An 18,973-nucleotide genomic window follows, 5' to 3' on the forward strand; every position below is an offset into this window, starting at 1 on the left:
ACTTCCCTTACAGGTCTAATCCCTTAATTTCCCGGATGTCCTGTTCGGGTTTTTTAGATGCGTCTTTTCCACCAAAAAACTTCTTGGAAATTCTCGTTAGTGTACCATCTTCACGCATTTCCTTAATCACTGCATCAACATCTTTCTTCATTTGGCCTGCTTCTTTTGGCATAACAATAGCTGATTCAGTCTGATGAAATTGCAAATCAGGATGCAGCTGCACTTTAATTTCCGGCATTGCTTTTAAGGCAAGAGATTGTAAATAATAATCATTAATAATAAAATCGGTACGTCCGTTTTCTACATCGCGTAGATAAACATCATTAGTCACATTGCCATATGTCTTTGTTTTAGCCCCAAAGTGTTCCGCGATTTTTGAGAATACGGTGGTGGCTCCTCCGCCATGTGTTTTCCCTTTTAAATCCTCTAATGTCTTGATGCCGGATAAATCACTTTGACGCACAATCATTGTTGAATATGAATATTTATAAGGCGTACTAAAAGTAAATTCATTTTTTCGGTCTTCCGTGATTTCCATGTCGTTAATGACCATGTCAACTCTTCCACTTTTCATAGCAGACAGCAAGCCATCAATACCATACTCCTGGAATTTTAAATCTAAGTTTAGTCTTTTCGCAGCTTCCCTCATCACTTCAACGTCATACCCAGTTAACTGCTCTCCTCCTTCCGGGTAGTAAGAGGCAGGAAATAACGTTCCTGAAGTGCCTACTACAAGCTCCCCTTTGTCTTTAATTTCTTTCCAATGAGAAGAGTCTTCCTTTTGCCCGGATGCTTGAGAATCCTCTTTATTTCCACAGGCAGCAATTGCTGCTGTCATTAAAACCAATAAAGTAAGTATAAATGCTTTGCGCATATTAAATTTTCCCCTTCCAACTATATAAATTCACACCTATCCAATATAGCAACTTTCATGAATTTGTCGCAACTGTCCTGCTTCATTATTCTCATCATGGCTTGAATAAAAATTCTTGACTATCCCCTGACATTTGATAAGATAAGAACATACATTATTTAAAACTATTATAATTTAGAATTAATTTTAATCAATTGTTTAAATGGGATTATAAGGATTTATACAGTAAATGATTATGGTTATCATTATCAATTAAAATCAAGGAGTTGAGAATATGACTTCCGAAACTCGATCCATTCAGGCTCTGACCCCTTCTGCCGGCAGTAACAGCCCGTCTCGCTTTTCTTCGGTAAAAGAACACGGGGAGCTGGCTGGTGCCCTTTTCAGTGGATTACTTATCCTCATTGCATGGCTTGGAGAACCTTATCTTCCTATTTCTTTTAAAGTCTTCCTATACGTGTGCGCCTATGTGATCGGAGGGTTTGCAAAAGCAAAAGAAGGGTTGGAAGAAACCTTACATGAACGTGAATTAAATGTTGAATTACTTATGATCCTTGCGGCTGTCGGCTCTGCATCGATTGGTTACTGGACAGAAGGAGCCGTGTTAATTTTTATTTTTGCGCTGAGCGGAGCCATGGAAACTTATACATTAAACAAAAGCCAAAAAGAAATTGGATCGCTCATGAAGCTTCAGCCTGAAGAAGCCTTGCTGATTACCAGGGCAGGCTATGAACAAGTCCCTGTAAAAAAGCTTGAGATCGGTAATCAAATTCTAATTAAAGCCGGAGAAAGAGTGCCTTCGGATGGAAGAGTGGTAAAAGGACAATCCTCGGTTGATGAAAGCACCATTACCGGCGAATCAGTCCCAGTAAGTAAAGAGCTTTCTCAAGAGGTTTATGCAGGCACGGTTAACATCAGCGGCAGCCTTATCGTGGAGATTACGAAGACTACCGATCATACCCTCTTTCAAAAAATCATTAAGATGGTTCAGTCAGCTCAAAACGAAAAATCACCGTCCCAACTTTTCATTGAACGCTTTGAAAGCAATTATGTGAAAATCGTTTTAAGCGTAGTGGCTCTCATGTTATTTCTCCCTCATTTTCTGCTTGGCTGGAGCTGGATGGATACGTTTTACCGGGCTATGATTCTTCTCGTAGTAGCTTCGCCTTGTGCCCTTGTAGCGTCCATCATGCCTGCTGCACTTTCTGCCATTTCTAACGGAGCAAGAAATGGAGTGTTGTATAAAGGTGGCGTCCACCTGGAAAACTTAGCCCACATCAACGCCATTGCTTTTGACAAAACAGGCACGCTGACAAACGGCAAACCTAAAGTGACTGATTTCTTAGTTGATCCCGACGCAGATGAAAATGAATTGCTGGCGGTAACCGCAGCTATCGAACAAGAGTCAAACCACCCATTAGCTCAAGCAATCGTACTCTATGCAGCTGATAAAAACCTTCCTGAATTAACGATTGAGAATATGCAGGATGTCAGTGGGCAAGGGGTTACGGCAAGTATTCAAGGAGTTCAATGGAAGATCGGTAAAGGAGACTTCGTCGGCAATGAACAAAGCAGGAATTTCATGGGAGGAGCCGCCCAGGGACTCGCAAGTGAAGGTAAAACGATCGTTTTTATAGAGCGAGGAGGAATTATTGCAGGTCTTATTGCTTTAAAGGATACGGTTCGCAAAGAGACAAAGCAGGCTATAGAAACGTTAAAAAGCAGAGGAATCTACACGGTGATGCTAACCGGAGATAATGAAACGACAGCAAAAGCCATCGCTGAAGAGGCCGGACTTAATCATTACATCGCTGAATGTATGCCCGACGAAAAAGTCAAGGAAGTAAAACGTTTAAAACACCATTTTCAACAAGTAGCTATGGTTGGGGACGGAATCAATGACGCACCTGCTCTAGCCGCAGCTAACGTTGGTATTGCTATGGGAGAAGGAACTGATGTTGCCCTGGAAACTGCTGACGTCGTGTTAATGAAAAACGACCTGCCCAAAATCACTAAAGCTATCCAGCTCTCCACTCGCATGAACAAGATTGTCAAACAAAATGTCGTGTTTTCTATAGGGATGATCATGCTGCTGATTATCAGCAATTTCCTTCAAGCTCTTGATTTGCCGTTAGGAGTAATCGGGCACGAAGGAAGCACCATTCTAGTCATATTAAATGGACTTCGACTTTTGAAATAATTCACATCAAGCAGCCTTTCATAGTGTAAGTACAGATAATTTAAAGGATCGACCTTTATTCACACCTTCTCCCCTTAGCGGCAAAAAAATCTTGCAGAGTCCCACAGAGGTCCCCAGCAAGCATTCGTCGTTTCCATTTACTTTACAAAGGCAGGAAAAAGTTTTCCTGCCTTTAGGAATGGGAAATTCTTCTTCTGTAGATAAGTGCATTGATTTCACCACCGGTGATGATAACGATTCCGGATAGATAAAACCAAATCATCAACACGATGACCCCGCCAAGACTTCCATAAGTAGCTGAGAAGTTGCCCATGTTACTAACGTAAAATGAAAACAGTAATGAAACAAGCTGCCAGCCGATCGTGGCGAAGACAGCGCCGACCACTGTGTCCCGGTATTTTACCGGTTTGTTTGGGGCCATTACATACAAGAAAGAAAGCACAATAAAAAAGATGACTGAAGAAATAACCCAGCGTAACGCATTCCATATAGCTAAGAAGCCTGCAGACATACCAAAGAAAGAAAATACATACGTTCCAAGAGCGTGGCCTAAGACAGGGAGCAGAAAAGCTATGCTGATAACAATGACCATGGCAATCGTTAAAATAATCGCAATGATTCTAGTGATAAAAAAAGGACGGTTTTCATCGACTTGATGAGCGCGGTTGAATGCTTTTATAATCGCATTCACTCCATTTGAAGCCGCCCATAAAGTTCCGATAATCCCAATGGAAAGCAGGCCGCCATTTTGGTCCTGCAGAAGCGTCATAAGATTTTCGGATAATAGATCATAGGTTTCAGGAGGTGCATACGTACTTATCAGTGCAAGCACCCGCTCCTCCTCAATGTTCAAATAGCCCAACAAGGTGATCAGGAATATCATAAATGGCAGTAACGATAGCAGAAAAAAATAGGCAAGTTGTGCAGCCAGCCCGAATATATCGTCTTCACCAAAGCGGGTAATCAGTGACTTCCCAATGTCCATAACCTTATTCATGATATTCCCTCCAGCATCGATTTACGAAGCTTCTTGTGAACCATCTACAGCACGGAGCTGTTTTTCAACTTCCTTGTCGATATCACTGACTTTGTTCAAGATCTCTTCCAGTTTATTTAAAGTGCGAAGAAGCGTATCTGCTCCTTCATTAAATTTCTGGGAAAGCTCTTCATAGTTTAGTCTTACGGAGTGAATAAGCTCGGAAGGGTGCTTGGCAAAATCTCTACACGCACGGCCAGTAGTACAGGATTTGTTCATCACATATTCTCTTGTCTCTCTGTCAAACAGCATTGCTGTCCCACCGATTAAAGCCCCTACAACCATTCCTGTCCATAATTTTTGCTGTCCCATAAAATTTCCTCCCTATTGATTAAGATCTTTTTTTACAGCTGTTAATAAATTTGCGCATCCTTCTTCCACTAGTTTAAAAACATAATCGAAGTTTCCGGTAAAATAAGGGTCTGGCACTTCTTCTTCCTCAGTCTCCACATAATCCATCAGCTTTTTGACGACTACTCCATTTTTCACACGAATCGATTTTAAATCACTTAAATTCTTGTTATCCATAGGGATTAAGTAATCAAATTGATCCCAATCTTCAGTTGTCACTTGCCTTGCAGTCATTCCATCGTAGGGAATGCTGTGTTCATCAAGGATTTTCCTCGTTCCTTCATGTGGTTCAGAACCAGTATGCCAGTGACCGATCCCCGCAGAATCCACGGATATTTTATCTTCCAGTCCCTCATCGATGATCATTTTTCTAAAAATAGCTTCTGCCATCGGAGATCGGCATATATTTCCTAAACAAATAAATAATAGACGTTTCATCGCTTCTCCCCCATTTTTAGTATCTCTTCTAGATCGAATTATATCGAAAAAAACAGACCTCTTCATTAAAATTATACACCATTCAGGTAATTTTTTCCCAAACTGTCCCATACTAAACACCATCAAGTTCTTTGATCCCCCTTGACTTTTCCGGATAATTTTCGGAATATTTTATATACAGACAAAATTTTTACTATACGTCTGTAAGGGGGAAACTAAATGGAAGATCGATCAGCAATTTATAATTTTCTTGATTGGGCTAGTGGAGTAGTCTGGGGGCCTGTGCTATTAATTTTACTAGTAGGAACAGGAGTGTATTTGACCCTTCGTTTAGGTTTTCTTCAATTTAAAGCTTTGCCTTACGCTTTAAAATTGGCTTTTGTACCAAGCAAGCAGCAAAAAGACGAGCAAGGGGACATTTCCCACTACCAGGCGCTTACGACTGCACTTGCCGCAACCATCGGAACAGGGAACATCGCCGGTGTAGCTACCGCTGTTTTTTTAGGTGGTCCAGGAGCGGTATTTTGGATGTGGGTGACAGCTGTATTCGGAATGGCAACAAAATACGCCGAAGCTGTACTCGCTGTTAAATATCGAATTACAGATCATCAAGGCCAGATGGCCGGCGGGCCTATGTACTATTTAGAACGCGGATTGAAAGCAAAATGGCTGGGAGTTTTATTCGCATTATTCGGCGCTTTTGCCGCGTTTGGTATTGGAAATATGGTGCAATCCAATTCCGTATCAGATGTTATGGAAACGACCTTTAGTGTACCGACATGGGTAACTGGTATTATTCTGACATTCTTTGCAGGGTTAGTTCTCTTAGGCGGGATAAAGAGTATAGGACGAGTCACTGCCTTTTTTGTACCGATCATGGCTTTATTTTATGTTATCGGGGCACTAATTATTATTATACTTAATTTCGAATTGGTACCTGATGCGTTTGGAACAATCTTTAGTGATGCCTTTACAGCTAATGCTGTCGGCGGTGGTCTGCTTGGAACTGTAGTCCGCTACGGGGTAGCACGCGGTGTATTTTCGAATGAGGCTGGTCTCGGCTCTGCTCCTATCGCAGCTGCGGCAGCAAGGACAGATTATCCCGGCAGACAAGCGCTTGTATCGATGACCCAGGTCTTAATTGATACGATTATTGTCTGTAGTATGACCGGCTTAACCATTGTCATGGCCGGGCAGTACAACGGAAATCTGGATGGTGCTGATTTGACCACGACGTCATTCGAACATTTTCTTGGAAATACAGGAGCCTATATTGTAACCATTGGTTTAATCTTCTTTGCTTTTTCCACTATTGTCGGATGGTCTTATTACGGAGAGAAATGCTTCGGATACTTAACAGGACAGCGCGGACTAGGATTGTACAAAATTGTCTTTGTACTATTTGTCTTAGTAGGAGCTATTGCTCATTTAGATACCGTTTGGAAATTTGCGGATGTAATGAACGGATTAATGGCCTTTCCGAATTTAATTGGCCTGCTGCTTCTCTCTGGAGTAGTGGCGTCTGAAACAAACAAATTCCTGCAAGTGGCTAAAACGGAACAAAAAGAAGCGAAAAAACGGCAGACCGGTTAAAAAAGAACCCCGGGCTGGCAGTACTGCCGGCCCCGGGGTTCTTTATTTTCGGACACGATTCATTGTTGTTAGTCCTATTCGGTTCTATACTCTCTCCCTGCAGATATGAAGCTCAGATGAAATATCCCCATCCTCTTATGCTAGAGGCTCTACGCATTCAGGTCCCTCATTTTTAGCGGAGTTTACGTACTGGCTGACTTCATAAGCTTCAAGTTCATCCATTGTAAGCTGTTCAATGAACGTATGCGCCTGACTTGGTGACCATTTAACGGGAGTTATCCACTCCCCTTCTACTCTTTTTGGTAAGATCACCGGCATCCGCTGGTGGATTTCATTCATGAATTCATTCGCTTCTTTAGTCAAAATCGTACACGTAAACCGCTCTTCCTCTTCTTGCTTCCAGTGATCCCATAAGCCTGCAAATGCGAAAAGCTGACGACCTTTTGGAAAAATGCGCATAGGCTGTTTACCACTGTCTGTTTTTTTCCATTCATAAAAGCTGTCTGCAACAATTAAACAGCGTTTGGAAGTCATTAAGCGCTTAAAACTAGGCTTTTCATGCGCCGTCTCACTTCTTGCGTTAATCATTTTATAACCGATCTTTGGGTCTTTGGCCCATGAAGGAACCAATCCCCAATGCATATACCCGGCGCGTTTCTTAGAACCGTCATGGATAATGGCCAATACCTTCTGACCAGGGGCAATATTATAACGGGGTTGATAGTCCTTAATAGGAATTTCAATATCAAATTCAGTTTGAATTTCTTTCTCCTCTTCTAATAAAGTGTAACGTCCGCACATTTGAAAAGCCCTCCAGTCTTGTAGAAGCATACAATGGGTTATCATAGGATGGTTTGTATCTTACATAGATAAACCATTTAGAATATATTGAATCGTCTGCTCAAGTTCTTTTTCATCATCCCAGTCTTCCTCAGGGAGAATAAGAAATCTGGTAATAATAAACCCGACAATCGTAGACATCATTAACCGGATAATGACAGGTGAAGGATAATCGATTATTTGCTCCTTCTGCTTAAAGTATTCAAGCATCCGCTCGAATTTTGGAAACACTTCCTCCTTAAAAACGTGTTGAAAGTTCTCCTGCAGCTCTTGATGAAAAGCAAACTCCTGCAGGATAATTTTAAGAAGAGGAATGTTTTCCTTAGCGAATTCAAACCGATTTTTGATCAAATTTCTCAGTAGCTGCTCAAACCCTGCAGGAGGTTCATCAAATACTTGTTTCGCGAATTGGGAAGCGAAAAAAGGGACGGTAAATTTTGTCATGACAGGTGTGGCAATGGAAATTAATAGATCCTTTTTTGTTTTATAGTGACGAAAAATGGTTCCCTCTGCTACTCCTGCTTTTGCTGCAATTTCACTTGTGGAAGAAGAGGCATAACCCTTTTCAGCAAAAATTTCTACTGCTGCCTGCAGAATTTGTGCCTGTTTCGGGGTGATGTGTTTCCCCTCTCCTTCTTCTTCGAGCATTTTTAATAAATCATGATGGTTCTCCATAAAACAGCCTCCCAGGCAAGTAATCTCCTTTTATTATAGACTGCGGTGGCGTTTTAACGCGAATATATTCAATAGAGCAAAAAGAAGCGCAAACCCTACTAGAATGTATACATCCACTTGAAAGTCCACAAATCCCTCGCCTCTGAGCATAATCCCTCTCAGCGCTTCTGCTCCAAAAGTAAGCGGCATAATCTTACCAACAGCCTGCAGCCACACAGGCAGACCTTCTACTGGAAAAAGACCTGAGAAAAAAACCTGAGGAACGATGACAAGCGGGATAAACTGGATCATTTGAAATTCGTTTTTGGCAAATGCTGAAAGTAAAGTCCCTAAGCTGAGTGCTGCTAAAGCTAAAAGGAAGGTCACTAATAGAACATAGCCAAAAGCTCCAGTCATATATACGTTTAGAATATAGATGGAAAAGGCTGCTATTAATAAGGATTGCAATATAGTAAAGATGCCAAAGCCGCCTAGGTAACCCAGCACTAGTTCACTTCTTTTTAAAGGTGTCGTCAGCACTCTTTCCAGCGTTCCTTGTGTTCTTTCCCGTAAGAATGACACACCGCCGACGATAAAGACAAAGAAAAATACAAAAAATCCAATTAATACAGGTCCTATATAATCAAATAAATTCAAGTCTTCAGACCCGTGAAGAAAGTCGACCTCTACGTTTCGGTTCGTATCAGGTGCAAATGCCTGAGAGACAGCCTTTTGCACCGACCCGGCGGTATTTGGATCACTTCCCTCGATGGTTAAAAATGGTTTACCGTTTTTCCACTGGATAACAGCATCAAGCGAAGCATCCTCCAGTTGACTTTCCGCTTCTTCTTCCGAGAAAGTATGAAGGTCCACATCATCTGTCTCCAGCTGCTCGGCCACTTGATCCGGTACGTCAACCACTCCAATGTCCAGAGAATCATCCTGGTTATCCAATACCAGCCACATCAGTGTCAGAACGAACATGGGAGCTGCAATCATTAATGCCATACTGCGTTTATCCCTGCGAAATTGCTTTAATATTCTCTTCATAACGGTCCAAGTGTTCATACTTCCACCTCCCCGTAATGTAAAAAGACCTCTTCAATAGTCGATGCATTTATTTTAGCTTTTAATTGATCCGGTGTATCAGAAGCGATCACTTTCCCATTACGCAGCATGGCTAATCGATCACATTTTTCTGCTTCATCCATAACATGAGTCGTTACAATAATCGTAACTCCAGCATCCCTTAGGTGATTGAGTTCATTCCAAATGGACTGCCTCAGGACAGGATCGATCCCGACTGTCGGTTCATCTAAGATAATTAGATCCGGCTGATGAATGAGCGCAATAGCCAATGATAACCGCCTCTTCATTCCTCCTGAGTAGTTTTCAACTACTTTATCAAGGTCTTGGAGCAAATCAACCATATCCATAACTTCCTCAATTCTTTTTTTCTTCTTTTTTTTATCCATGTGGTAAATGGAGGCAAAAAAATCCAGGTTTTCTCTTGCTGTCAACTCTTGATATAACGCGTCCGATTGAGCCATAAACCCATATTGTTTCATTTGGTTCAATGATGGCATTTTTTCACCGTGAACAAACACCTCTCCTTGTGTAGGTGTCAATATACCTGTCATCATTTTAACAAGAGTCGTTTTCCCTGCTCCTGAAGGACCGAGCAGTCCAAAGATTTCTCCCCGGGTTACTTCCATGTCAATATCATTAATAATCCATCGCTCATCAAACTGATGGGAAATATTCTTTAATTGCACAACAGCTTCCATAAATGATCCTCCTTTATTGTTAAGTGAGTGATTACTCACATCCATTATCACTCAACTCGCACCATTTGTAAAGTGAGTAATCACTCATTAACGAAAAAAAGAAAGACACAGCTGTTTCCAACTGTGCTAAATTCCAAATTTGTTATTGATTTTTCCGCGGTATTGACTGAATGCCCGCGAATTTTTCCGTTTCTCCATTAAGATATTAAATCGCAGCCGCTTCTCAGAAAGCTGCTCTTCATACTGTTCTTCCTGCTCGGGATTTTCGCACACCTTTATTAATGCTTCAATCTCTACAATTTCTTTCTTGATTTGCATTTCTTCCGGAAGCATGTGAGCGTTTTTTAGAATTCGATAGCTGTTGCGCAGTTCATCAGGTACATAGGCAAGCTCATCTTTAGGAAGCGGCTTCCCTTTGCCCGGAAGATTCTCAAATTCTCCGCGTGCGATGGATTGCTTAATTTTTTCCTCGATAATATTCCCAAAATCCATATTCACACCTCTTCCCTCTGTCAGGAGATTAAAGCTTTGCTAAATGATTCTCCAAAGACTGACGCAGTCCGTCCGCTAAAGCTTCTACTGCTACGATCCGCTCGATTTTCCGGCGGCTGTTACGATCATTATATCTGACATCATTGACTTGTTTAATAGTAACTTTTGATGGATCCTCACGGATTAATTCCATTTCATCGCCCACCTGGACGTGACCTTCTTCCATGACTCTCAGATAAAACCCTGTATAGCCGCATTTAGTAACTCTCGCTGGAAAATCCTTAATACCATGGGTCCTTGCTATGATATAGCAAGGTTTTCTCGGCTCTGATACTTGTAATTTCGCCATGCCTAATTGAAAAACATCCCCAATATGAACCGATTTTTCTTCAATACCGTCCACGGTAATATTTTCTCCGAATGCAGGATATGAAAAGGAACGCCCATACTCATTTTCCCAATAGTGGTAATGCTGAGCGGGATAGAGACAGACGGCCTTATCTAACCCGCCATGGTGCTTTTTATCCGCCTGTTCATCCCCTTCAAAGTTAAGCTTTGTTAAATAAACAGGGTGCTGAACCGGCTTCTTACGGTACGCGCTTTCTAATTTGCCTTGGTCGGTTTGATAAACCTCCGGCTTTCCTAAGTTTAGCGATCGCAGCTTAAAGCTCATCTAAAGTCCCCTCTCTCCACTGTGCCACCCAGGCAGGAAGATAGTCGTATTTCCAGGCGTCCTCGGGATAGTTCACACTCAATTCTTCCCCATTTTCATAAAGAGCTTGCAGAAGTTCATTCATAGCACTAAAGTAAAAGTCATAGAGAAATTCATAGCTGAACGGTTCCATTGGCAGATGATTTTCAGCACAGACCAAAGGATCACTGTAATTTAAATACGTACGGCATGGGACTGGTCTGATTTCATAGGCCATGCACAGTTGATTTTCCGGATCAAGCATGGGACACGGCAGATTCAATTGCTTATAAGCGAGCTTAGTTTCAGGAGATTGAACATCCATGCTCATTCCTTCTGCTAATTTATGTTTATGCTTCTCGTAATAAGCTTCCCAATGACGATAAATCGCCTCTTTTCGTTCACTAGGCATCCTTTCGATGGATGTAAACATCATCTTTGCTTCCATTCTGCTGATCACTATTGGAAAGTAGCAGCAAAACGCACAGCCTTTGAAGCAATTAGGCTGCAAATCCGAAAAATGTTCCATTCGGCCAATTTCGTGATCGACTTCACCGAGAAGCTTTTGGAATCCTTCCAAAATCACATCCTCTGTACCTAATTCACTATCCAGCAGATCATCTACGATGCCGTCAAAAAAATGCGGGTCTATCTCATACGATTGATTTATTTTTTTACACCGCTTCAAGATCGTTTCATGCTTTAAAAATTGATTCATCACTGGAAAATCCCCTCTAATTCATGTTCCTTTTATTATACATGGTTCTATGTCTTTATAACTAATTCTCTGTAATTCCATGAAATACCTATTGAATAAACCCCATAAACCATCTAGAATTAGAGAAGTTTTATAGGAGAATATGTCATCTTTGGAGGTACGACTAATTATGTTGTCAAATGCTGAAATTGGTATTGATCTTGGTACTGCTAATATACTCATCTATTCTAAATCAAAAGGAATTCTATTAAATGAGCCTTCCGTAGTAGCCTATAATACGGAAACAAAGAACGTGGTTGCTGTTGGAAAAGAAGCGAAAGAAATGGTCGGAAAAACCCCGCAGCACATCATTCCTGTCCGTCCTCTTCGTGATGGAGTGATCGCTGATTATGATATGACCGCTCAAATGCTGAAGGAGCTGCTCAAAAAGGTTTCAAAAAAATCGGGTATTTCCATGAGAAAGCCTACAGTAGTCATCTGTACCCCTTCTGGTTCTACTTCCGTAGAGCGCCGGGCGATCCATAATGCAGTAAAAAGCTATGGCGCAAAAAACGTCCACTTAATAGAAGAACCGATAGCAGCTGCTATCGGAGCAGACCTTCCTGTCGACGAACCAATCGCTAACGTCATTGTCGATATTGGAGGCGGAACGAGTGAAGTAGCTATTATATCCTTCGGCGGCGTAGTTTCCTGTAAGTCTATGCGTACCGGTGGTGATGTTCTGGATGAAGAAATTACTCAGTATGTCAGAAAGACGTATAATGTACTCATCGGTGAACGGACAGCAGAGCAGATTAAAATGGAAATCGGTTATGCTTTGATCGACCACCCTGAGCAGACCATGGAGGTACGCGGCAGAGATATGGTTACGGGACTGCCAAAAACGATTACACTATCCTCCACGGAAATCCAATCTGCCATCAAAGAATCTCTGGAGCAGATACTTGAAACGATCCGTTCTACCCTGGAGGAATGCCCACCTGAGTTGAGCGGTGATATCGTAGACCGAGGTATTATCCTGACTGGTGGTGGTGCACTGCTGAATGGCATGCAGGATTGGCTGGCGAGCGAAATCTTTGTCCCAGTACATATGGCACCAAGTCCTTTAGAATCTGTCGCCATCGGAACTGGAAAATCACTGAAAATGATCCAAAAACTCCAAAAAGCTACAAAATAAGTTTTCCCCGCAGAATTCCAATCTGCGGGTTTTCTAATTTATTCCAACCTAGTAAACAAAGGAATCCTCCGGAATAATGTCGAAAGTCTATTAAAGAATACTATGAAGGAGGATGTCTTATATTGGCAAAGCTGACTCCTTATCTTTTCTCCTCACAAGCAAGAGAACAAGCAGACTTTTATATCAACGCTTTAGGAGGGGAAATTTTAAGTATCCAAACGTATGACGAAATGCCTGATGCGGCACCTGATCTTAAAGGTAAGGTGATGCATTTAGTTTTTGAGGCTGGAGGAGTGCAATTCTATATTGCGGATGCAGCAAAAGGGGAAACGAATCACTCTTCCATAGAGCTGGTGCTTGAGTACCCCACTGTAAACCAAGCACGTTCAGCATTTGATCAGTTAAAAGAAAACGGCCGGACCCTCATGCCGTTTGAGAAAATGTTCTGGGGAAGTTATTTCGGCCGTCTCGAAGATCCTTATGGAATTCGCTGGCAGATTGCTTCTGAATCCCAGTAGGTTAGGAGCTTTGTCATGAAGATCTCAACATTGCTTAAATGGATTACAGGAATTGCTGAAGCCTTGCTTGCCATCCCTGTCGCCGGGGGTTTATTTATTCTCAGTACTGGGTGGGGAGCTTTGATGTTTATGTTCGTCCTTCATCTTATTACACTAATTTTTTCTATTAGGGAGCAGAGATTCAGCAGCGGCAGTATTTTAGGTCTAATTACGAGCATGGTAGGTGCAATACCAATCGTTGGCTGGCTGATGCATTCCATTACAGCCCTGGTGCTTCTGATTGATGGTGCCTTATCCATGAGAACCGAGCAAAAAGTTGAATAATGAGCATTATTAAGCATGAACACTAAGATATACAGGAGGAGAATCGCATGTACACCGTGATCTGCATATTCAGGGTAAAGAAAAAGGACCTTTCTCTTTTCATTAAAATAGCGGAAAAATCAGGAGATATTTTACAATCACATGGTGCGCTTGATCACCATATTTTTTTCGCCGAAGAGCTCACTGGCAGACAAGGGTCGATGGGGCTGTTAAACTTTATTGAAGTGGAAGAAGGAGAAGAGCTGTTACTCGGCCAATCCTTCTTTAAAAATGAACAACACTACCACGAAGTTCTAAAAGATACAGGCTCCGATGATATGATCCACTATTTGGATGCCTATATTAAAGACATTGTTGAAATGAACCGGGTAGTCACTTCAATTTTTTCTTCAGAGCAGAAATCACCTGTAAGTGAAGATACAGAGATCAGCTGAGTATTTCATCATGTAATCGCATCCAACCGTGCTATGATGGATTTAAATACTTAATGGAGGTGGAAAGAAATGAAAATAGTCGTATTAGGAGCCGGAGCGCTGGGAGCTTATTTTGGGACGCGATGGAGCGAGGCCGGCCATGAAGTTGTGAATCTCGTCCGTGAAGGGAGAGCTGAGCAATTACGTCAACATGGGATGAAGCTTCATAGTGAAATGGGAGACTATGAGATGCCTGGTACCCCTGTAATTGCAGAGAGTCCAGATGAAATAGAAGAAGCGGATCTCGTCTTTTTAGCGGTAAAAGGATATCACTTATTCGGAACACTGGAATGGCTCAAGGCGCTCGTTGACAAAGGTGCAAAAGTTTTTCCTGTCCTGAACGGTATGGAGCATATTAATATTCTTCAAGAGGAACTCGGGGAGGAAGCAGTTCTCGGCGGCCTTTCTTACATTATCGCTACTTTGGATGATAAGGGTCATGTCGTTCATACAAGTACTTTTCACGACCTGGTTTTCGGCCCGCTCCATCCTTCTCAGCAGCAAATATGCGAAGAACTTGCCTTCATTTGCAAGCAGGCAAATATGAATGCCAAGCTCAGCACCGATATTTTGGAAGAAATGTGGAAGAAATACATGTTTATTACAGCTTTCTCAGGGATCACAGCTGCTGTAAACCAGCCGATAGGTAAAATACGGACCTACCCGCAAACGTTCCTCATCGCTAAGCGCATGCTCGAAGAAATGAAAGAGCTCGCAAACGGCCATCAAATATCACTAACAGATGAACACGTAGAAACAGCATTCAAACGTCTTCAGAATTTAAATGAGGAGGCTACCTCCTCCATGCATCAGGACCGCAGAAAAGGCCTTCCATTAGAAGTGGAGCACCTGCATGGAGGGGCACTCAGATTAGGAAAAGAAGTTCATTTACAAATGCCTTATACCCAAACGATCCATGCCATGATTAAACCTTATGAAGAATATCGCGAATAATAATGAAAGGCTGTCGAGAATTTTCTCGACAGCCTTTTCATGAAGAAGTAAGCTGGAGGGTCACTGAAGCAAAAATGACACAAGTAATTTGAAGGCCCTGACTGTTTAGAGGACTATTTTTCTTCGGCTAAGGCTTTTACCTGCGGGCGCTCTCCCCGTTTCAGCTCTCTTATGGATAAATCAAAATCCATTTGTAAATGAGGATAGTCTTTAAATGAAGCCCAGTCGCCTCCCCAATCAAAGCCGAGGGATTTTGCCGTGTCCACCACTTCCATCCAATCGGACTTCCCATTCTTATTTCCATCTCTCTTCATGTCCCATATGACTTCTCCATTTTTCTTTTTTAATGCAAAATCTATGGCAAGACCGTAATTGTGATAAGAGCCTCCACCTTTCACATTTGTGACCACATCCCCCTCTTTTGAGCGTCCTTGTTCATACAGGCGATCCTGCTCCTCTTCTGAGCGGAATCCATCTGTAATCACAATTGTAATTCCTTTATCTGCTGTTTTCTGAATGAGTTCTTCTTTTTTATCGTCTACAACCGGGTGAAGAGAGGTTGGCATAGGAACCTCTTTCGTATGGCTTGTCCTTGTTTGAAAGGCTTGATCAAGACGGGGAAGCAGGAATAATAAAAGAAGGGCAGCTCCGATTACTAACAAAGTCGACCCCGTTAAAGCGGATAACATTCTCACGTTTTCGACCCCTTTTGTATCTTTTCGATACTAAGAGAATACCATATTCTGAGATTAATAGACATTCTCAACCGATTAAGCTCTTTTGAAGTCGAAAACATGAAAAAGAAGGCTGGCTATCACTTTCTAATAATAATTAGGAGAACGTCTTTCAACTATGATTCCTTCGCCGTGCCCTCTTCCACATAAGGGTGCTATAATAACAGAAGAATCTTGAGCAAGGAGGCCGTGATGAAACTGATTAATCGAAAACCATCAAAAACCCTATATGAATTATTCATGGTCTGCCTGGCAGGATTGTCCGTAGCGACGATATGGAAAAATACAAATTATGATGGTTACATCGTTTGGACGACATGGACGATCTTTTTTATCGATTTTCTATACCGTTTTTTCAAAAGTAAAAATAAATGGACATTTGTTAAGAAAAACCCGTTCATCGTGATCGCAGCCATTCCGTTGGATGCTGTATTTCAGTTTGCCAGATTTGCAAGGATCCTCCACCTTTTACGCCTCAAATCCATTACCAGATATTATACAAAGCCTTTTATAAGATTTCTGAGAAAACAGCACTTATCTTTAGTCGCAAGCTTTACCTTTTTCCTGGTGTTCCTTCTGATCATTCCTTTAAAGCTTATGGAGGAGAACCTGAATTCCTATCATGAAGCGTGGAAGTGTGCTGTTACTTCCCTTACCTTCTTTGGAAGGACCGGTTTTGAGCCGGAAACGGCAGGCGGACAGATCATCATCGTTATTTTTTCAATCCTAGGAGTGGTCATCCACGGCCTTATCATCAGCACGACAATCGATTACTTATTCCGTGCTCCTGCAGCTCAGCAATTCATACAAAAATTTAAAAATATTTTTTCTTCTTAACCCGGATCATGACTCTCTGATCTGGGTTTCTTAGACTTTCAGCCTAGTTTATGAAGAGCTTAATGGTGGAACGTTACCTTTAACAAACCTACATTGAGGTGATGGTATGGCTGATAAAAAAAATGATGAGAAGCGTAACCGATTAGCCGAAGATGACCAGAGTTTTGATGAAAAGCAGAAAAAAGACCAGCTTGATGAAAAGCTGCCAAATAAAGATATAGAAAAAGAAGAACAGGAACACAAACGCGGAGAAAAAACGAAAAACGATTCCTCTACTGAAGAAAAGTATAAAGAGGATTTCCGCCCTAAACGAACTAGATAATGATCAAAAATTTTGGGAGGGATAACAATGCCGTCCTTTCAGGCTTATACAATTAGAGAGAAAGGTGAATCTGTCCAGGCAGGAATGGAAACACTGATGACGGAAGATCTTCCTCAAGGTGACGTGCTGATTCGCGTTCATTACTCCAGTGTCAACTACAAAGATGGAATGGTTGCTCAACCGAACAACCCTTTAGTAAAAAATTACCCAGTCATCCCCGGGATTGATCTCGCTGGAGAAGTAGTTGAATCAACAGACAACCAATTTTCGAAAGGAGATCAGGTCATTGCCACCAGTTATGAAATTGGGGTGAATCACTTTGGAGGATATAGTGAGTATGCGCGAATTCCATCACAATGGATCGTGCCTCTTCCTCAGGAACTTACACTTGAGCAGTCCATGATCTACGGAACAGCAGGCTTTACGGCTGCTTTATCAATCGAACGTCTCCAGCACTATGGCATAACTCCCGAGAAAGGTCCCGTACTAGTAACAGGAGCGACCGGCGGGGTTGGAAGCATGGCTGTTGCTATGCTTGCGAAACAAGGATATGAAGTTGAAGCGAGTACGGGCAGTGAATCATATACAGACTTTTTAAAAGAATTAGGCGCAGCCAAAGTAATATCCAGAAAAGAAGTATTTGATGGCAAACTTAAACCATTGGACAAGGAAAAGTGGGCCGCTGCCGTCGACCCTGTCGGCGGTGAACCTCTTGCAGCTGTATTATCCCAGCTCAAGTATTTTGGGGCCGCTGCTGTCAGCGGTCTGGCAGCAGGCACTAAAGTACCAACAGAGGTTTACCCATTCATCCTGCGGGGTATAGCTTTAATTGGTGTTGATTCTGTTCAATGCCCTATGGATATCAGAAAGGACATATGGGATCGGCTTGCCTCCGATTTAAACATTTCGGATTCTTTAGAAAAAATGAAATCTCAAGTTAGTCTTGAGGAAGTACCTGAAACTCTTGAAAAAATACTTAACGGCCAGACAATTGGACGCACGATCGTTAAAGTATAGACGAGGCATATGTGGTAGTAAAATTAGCAGTACGCCGTACTATTGACAACAGAACAATAACATATTATACTATGTTATTAGTGCCTTCGCTAAAAGGTATGTCGGAACATTGAAGAAAAGAGTGATGTGTATGAGACTGGCATTCTGCTATGTTTTAACACAACTTATTCACACTGGATCAGCTTCGGAGCTGTAAGGATGCAATAGAGGTAGGGATTGCGTCGTTTAAGTTGCAAAACTACCATGTAGAATTTGACCGCGGCGTTTATCAGGTCTATAAAACCTTGTATATGAACAAGGAACTTAAAATAAAAAAATTCATGTATTCCGATTTACAAAATAAGCGGATCAGACTAACGTCTGGTCCGCTTTTCCAATTTAACAAGGTTTAATCTCTTATCCTCATGGTAATATAGGTATGTAAGATTAAGGAGGAATACAAGATGTCCCAATATTTGAGACGTTTAAAACCTGAAGATGTCCATTTCCTGCTCGACTTTTCCGAATTTAAAGAATTTGTGGAAGAGATGCTTGGGGACGCTAAGAAACTTGTTACTTTAGAAATAGATCACGACGAAATAAAGGATGCTTACGATGTCACGATTATCCGCCCTATGGTAATCCTTCGTGAGATCAGCACTTTAACCGAAGAGGATCGACATAAGATTTTGGATACAGGCTTCTCTATTGATCGCGAACCCTTTGATAATGGAGATTTTGCTATGGAAGAAATCTTCGGAACTAATTATACGATCCTGTCTTCTATAGAAGATGATGATGGTGCTTTTTTTACAATTGAAATGCCTTATCGCGACTACGTGCAAATGAAATAAGAAGGCGGAACTTCCTTTAATAGGGAGTTCTTTTTTTCCAAAAGTCTGTCCTTCATCCCCCTTTCTCCCACCACATAGACAAAGATGAGCTTCCCCTAAATGGTCAGTTT

Annotated in this window: 23 protein-coding genes; 11 read left to right on the forward strand and 12 right to left on the reverse strand. The window is 41.8% G+C overall.

Features of this window, described 5'->3' with window-relative positions; all coding sequences use genetic code 11:
* Positions 1 to 7 precede the first annotated feature (7 nt).
* The gene (locus tag MUN89_RS18495; protein WP_244709332.1) at positions 8 to 874 is read right to left on the reverse strand and encodes a transporter substrate-binding domain-containing protein; all 867 of its coding nucleotides are present in this window, start codon (positions 872 to 874) and stop codon (positions 8 to 10) included.
* A 274-nt stretch (positions 875 to 1,148) separates the two neighbouring features.
* Between MUN89_RS18495 and MUN89_RS18500 the strand changes: the two genes are divergently transcribed.
* Positions 1,149 to 3,074: a heavy metal translocating P-type ATPase gene (locus MUN89_RS18500; protein ID WP_244709334.1), complete on the forward strand. Its 1,926-nt coding sequence runs from the start codon at positions 1,149 to 1,151 to the stop codon at positions 3,072 to 3,074.
* Positions 3,075 to 3,246: 172 nt separating this feature from the next.
* Here MUN89_RS18500 and MUN89_RS18505 read toward each other — a convergent pair whose 3' ends face one another.
* The 3 genes from MUN89_RS18505 to MUN89_RS18515 are packed head-to-tail and all read right to left on the reverse strand — an operon-like array spanning position 3,247 to position 4,899.
* Positions 3,247 to 4,071 (reverse strand): YihY/virulence factor BrkB family protein, encoded by an 825-nt coding sequence (locus MUN89_RS18505; RefSeq protein ID WP_244709336.1) that lies wholly within the window; start codon positions 4,069 to 4,071, stop codon positions 3,247 to 3,249.
* Positions 4,072 to 4,092: 21 nt separating this feature from the next.
* Positions 4,093 to 4,422, reverse strand: coding sequence for a YtxH domain-containing protein (locus MUN89_RS18510; RefSeq protein WP_244709338.1), 330 nt, complete (start codon positions 4,420 to 4,422; stop codon positions 4,093 to 4,095).
* A 12-nt stretch (positions 4,423 to 4,434) separates the two neighbouring features.
* The gene (locus MUN89_RS18515; RefSeq protein ID WP_244709339.1) at positions 4,435 to 4,899 is read right to left on the reverse strand and encodes a low molecular weight protein-tyrosine-phosphatase; all 465 of its coding nucleotides are present in this window, start codon (positions 4,897 to 4,899) and stop codon (positions 4,435 to 4,437) included.
* A gap of 219 nt (positions 4,900 to 5,118) precedes the next feature.
* Here MUN89_RS18515 and MUN89_RS18520 point away from each other — a divergent pair, with 219 nt between their 5' ends.
* Positions 5,119 to 6,492, forward strand: coding sequence for an alanine/glycine:cation symporter family protein (locus tag MUN89_RS18520; protein WP_244709341.1), 1,374 nt, complete (start codon positions 5,119 to 5,121; stop codon positions 6,490 to 6,492).
* Positions 6,493 to 6,627: 135 nt separating this feature from the next.
* Here MUN89_RS18520 and MUN89_RS18525 read toward each other — a convergent pair whose 3' ends face one another.
* The 7 genes from MUN89_RS18525 to MUN89_RS18555 all read right to left on the reverse strand — a co-directional run bounded on the left by MUN89_RS18525 (position 6,628) and on the right by MUN89_RS18555 (position 11,674).
* Positions 6,628 to 7,293: an SOS response-associated peptidase gene (locus MUN89_RS18525; protein WP_244709343.1), complete on the reverse strand. Its 666-nt coding sequence runs from the start codon at positions 7,291 to 7,293 to the stop codon at positions 6,628 to 6,630.
* A 60-nt stretch (positions 7,294 to 7,353) separates the two neighbouring features.
* Positions 7,354 to 8,007: a TetR/AcrR family transcriptional regulator gene (locus tag MUN89_RS18530; protein WP_244709345.1), complete on the reverse strand. Its 654-nt coding sequence runs from the start codon at positions 8,005 to 8,007 to the stop codon at positions 7,354 to 7,356.
* Positions 8,008 to 8,040: 33 nt separating this feature from the next.
* Positions 8,041 to 9,054, reverse strand: coding sequence for an ABC transporter permease (locus MUN89_RS18535; RefSeq protein ID WP_244709346.1), 1,014 nt, complete (start codon positions 9,052 to 9,054; stop codon positions 8,041 to 8,043).
* Entirely contained in the window at positions 9,051 to 9,773 is a 723-nt protein-coding gene (locus tag MUN89_RS18540; protein ID WP_244709348.1) for an ABC transporter ATP-binding protein, read from the reverse strand. Before MUN89_RS18540 ends, MUN89_RS18535 begins: the two co-directional genes overlap by 4 nt.
* 126 nt (positions 9,774 to 9,899) lie before the next feature.
* On the reverse strand, positions 9,900 to 10,265 hold the full coding sequence (locus tag MUN89_RS18545; protein WP_244709350.1) for a DnaJ family domain-containing protein: 366 nt from the start codon (positions 10,263 to 10,265) through the stop codon (positions 9,900 to 9,902).
* Between the two features lie 28 nt (positions 10,266 to 10,293).
* Positions 10,294 to 10,938 (reverse strand): MOSC domain-containing protein, encoded by a 645-nt coding sequence (locus tag MUN89_RS18550; protein ID WP_244709352.1) that lies wholly within the window; start codon positions 10,936 to 10,938, stop codon positions 10,294 to 10,296.
* Entirely contained in the window at positions 10,928 to 11,674 is a 747-nt protein-coding gene (locus tag MUN89_RS18555) for a YkgJ family cysteine cluster protein (protein WP_244713927.1), read from the reverse strand. The genes MUN89_RS18550 and MUN89_RS18555 overlap by 11 nt, the downstream gene beginning before the upstream one ends.
* Positions 11,675 to 11,843: 169 nt before the next feature.
* Here MUN89_RS18555 and mreBH point away from each other — a divergent pair, with 169 nt between their 5' ends.
* The 5 genes from mreBH to MUN89_RS18580 all read left to right on the forward strand — a co-directional run bounded on the left by mreBH (position 11,844) and on the right by MUN89_RS18580 (position 15,120).
* Positions 11,844 to 12,851 carry a rod-share determining protein MreBH gene (gene mreBH / locus MUN89_RS18560; protein ID WP_244709354.1) on the forward strand — a complete coding sequence of 336 codons (1,008 nt, stop codon included), beginning with the start codon at positions 11,844 to 11,846 and terminating at the stop codon, positions 12,849 to 12,851.
* Between the two features lie 122 nt (positions 12,852 to 12,973).
* Positions 12,974 to 13,369, forward strand: a complete 396-nt coding sequence (locus tag MUN89_RS18565; RefSeq protein ID WP_244709356.1) for a VOC family protein — start codon at positions 12,974 to 12,976, stop codon at positions 13,367 to 13,369.
* Between the two features lie 15 nt (positions 13,370 to 13,384).
* Complete coding sequence (locus tag MUN89_RS18570; protein WP_244709357.1) at positions 13,385 to 13,693, forward strand: hypothetical protein; 309 nt, start codon at positions 13,385 to 13,387, stop codon at positions 13,691 to 13,693.
* Positions 13,694 to 13,740: 47 nt separating this feature from the next.
* The gene (locus tag MUN89_RS18575; protein ID WP_244709359.1) at positions 13,741 to 14,127 is read left to right on the forward strand and encodes a DUF1428 family protein; all 387 of its coding nucleotides are present in this window, start codon (positions 13,741 to 13,743) and stop codon (positions 14,125 to 14,127) included.
* A gap of 69 nt (positions 14,128 to 14,196) precedes the next feature.
* Positions 14,197 to 15,120 carry a ketopantoate reductase family protein gene (locus MUN89_RS18580; RefSeq protein ID WP_244709361.1) on the forward strand — a complete coding sequence of 308 codons (924 nt, stop codon included), beginning with the start codon at positions 14,197 to 14,199 and terminating at the stop codon, positions 15,118 to 15,120.
* A gap of 113 nt (positions 15,121 to 15,233) precedes the next feature.
* On the opposite strand, the gene MUN89_RS18585 is transcribed toward MUN89_RS18580, so the two are convergent.
* A complete protein-coding gene (locus MUN89_RS18585; RefSeq protein WP_244713929.1) occupies positions 15,234 to 15,809 on the reverse strand; it encodes a M15 family metallopeptidase in 576 nt (191 codons plus the stop codon).
* A gap of 237 nt (positions 15,810 to 16,046) precedes the next feature.
* Here MUN89_RS18585 and MUN89_RS18590 point away from each other — a divergent pair, with 237 nt between their 5' ends.
* The 4 genes from MUN89_RS18590 to MUN89_RS18605 all read left to right on the forward strand — a co-directional run bounded on the left by MUN89_RS18590 (position 16,047) and on the right by MUN89_RS18605 (position 18,863).
* A complete protein-coding gene (locus MUN89_RS18590) occupies positions 16,047 to 16,691 on the forward strand; it encodes a hypothetical protein (protein ID WP_244709362.1) in 645 nt (214 codons plus the stop codon).
* Positions 16,692 to 16,797: 106 nt separating this feature from the next.
* Positions 16,798 to 17,013: a hypothetical protein gene (locus MUN89_RS18595; protein WP_244709364.1), complete on the forward strand. Its 216-nt coding sequence runs from the start codon at positions 16,798 to 16,800 to the stop codon at positions 17,011 to 17,013.
* 27 nt (positions 17,014 to 17,040) lie between these two features.
* Positions 17,041 to 18,030: an oxidoreductase gene (locus tag MUN89_RS18600; RefSeq protein ID WP_244709366.1), complete on the forward strand. Its 990-nt coding sequence runs from the start codon at positions 17,041 to 17,043 to the stop codon at positions 18,028 to 18,030.
* A gap of 443 nt (positions 18,031 to 18,473) precedes the next feature.
* Entirely contained in the window at positions 18,474 to 18,863 is a 390-nt protein-coding gene (locus MUN89_RS18605) for a hypothetical protein (RefSeq protein ID WP_244709367.1), read from the forward strand.
* Positions 18,864 to 18,973 lie beyond the last annotated feature (110 nt).

It is taken from the genome of Halobacillus salinarum (assembly GCF_022919095.1).
GTDB lineage: Bacteria > Bacillota > Bacilli > Bacillales > Halobacillaceae > Halobacillus_B > Halobacillus_B salinarum.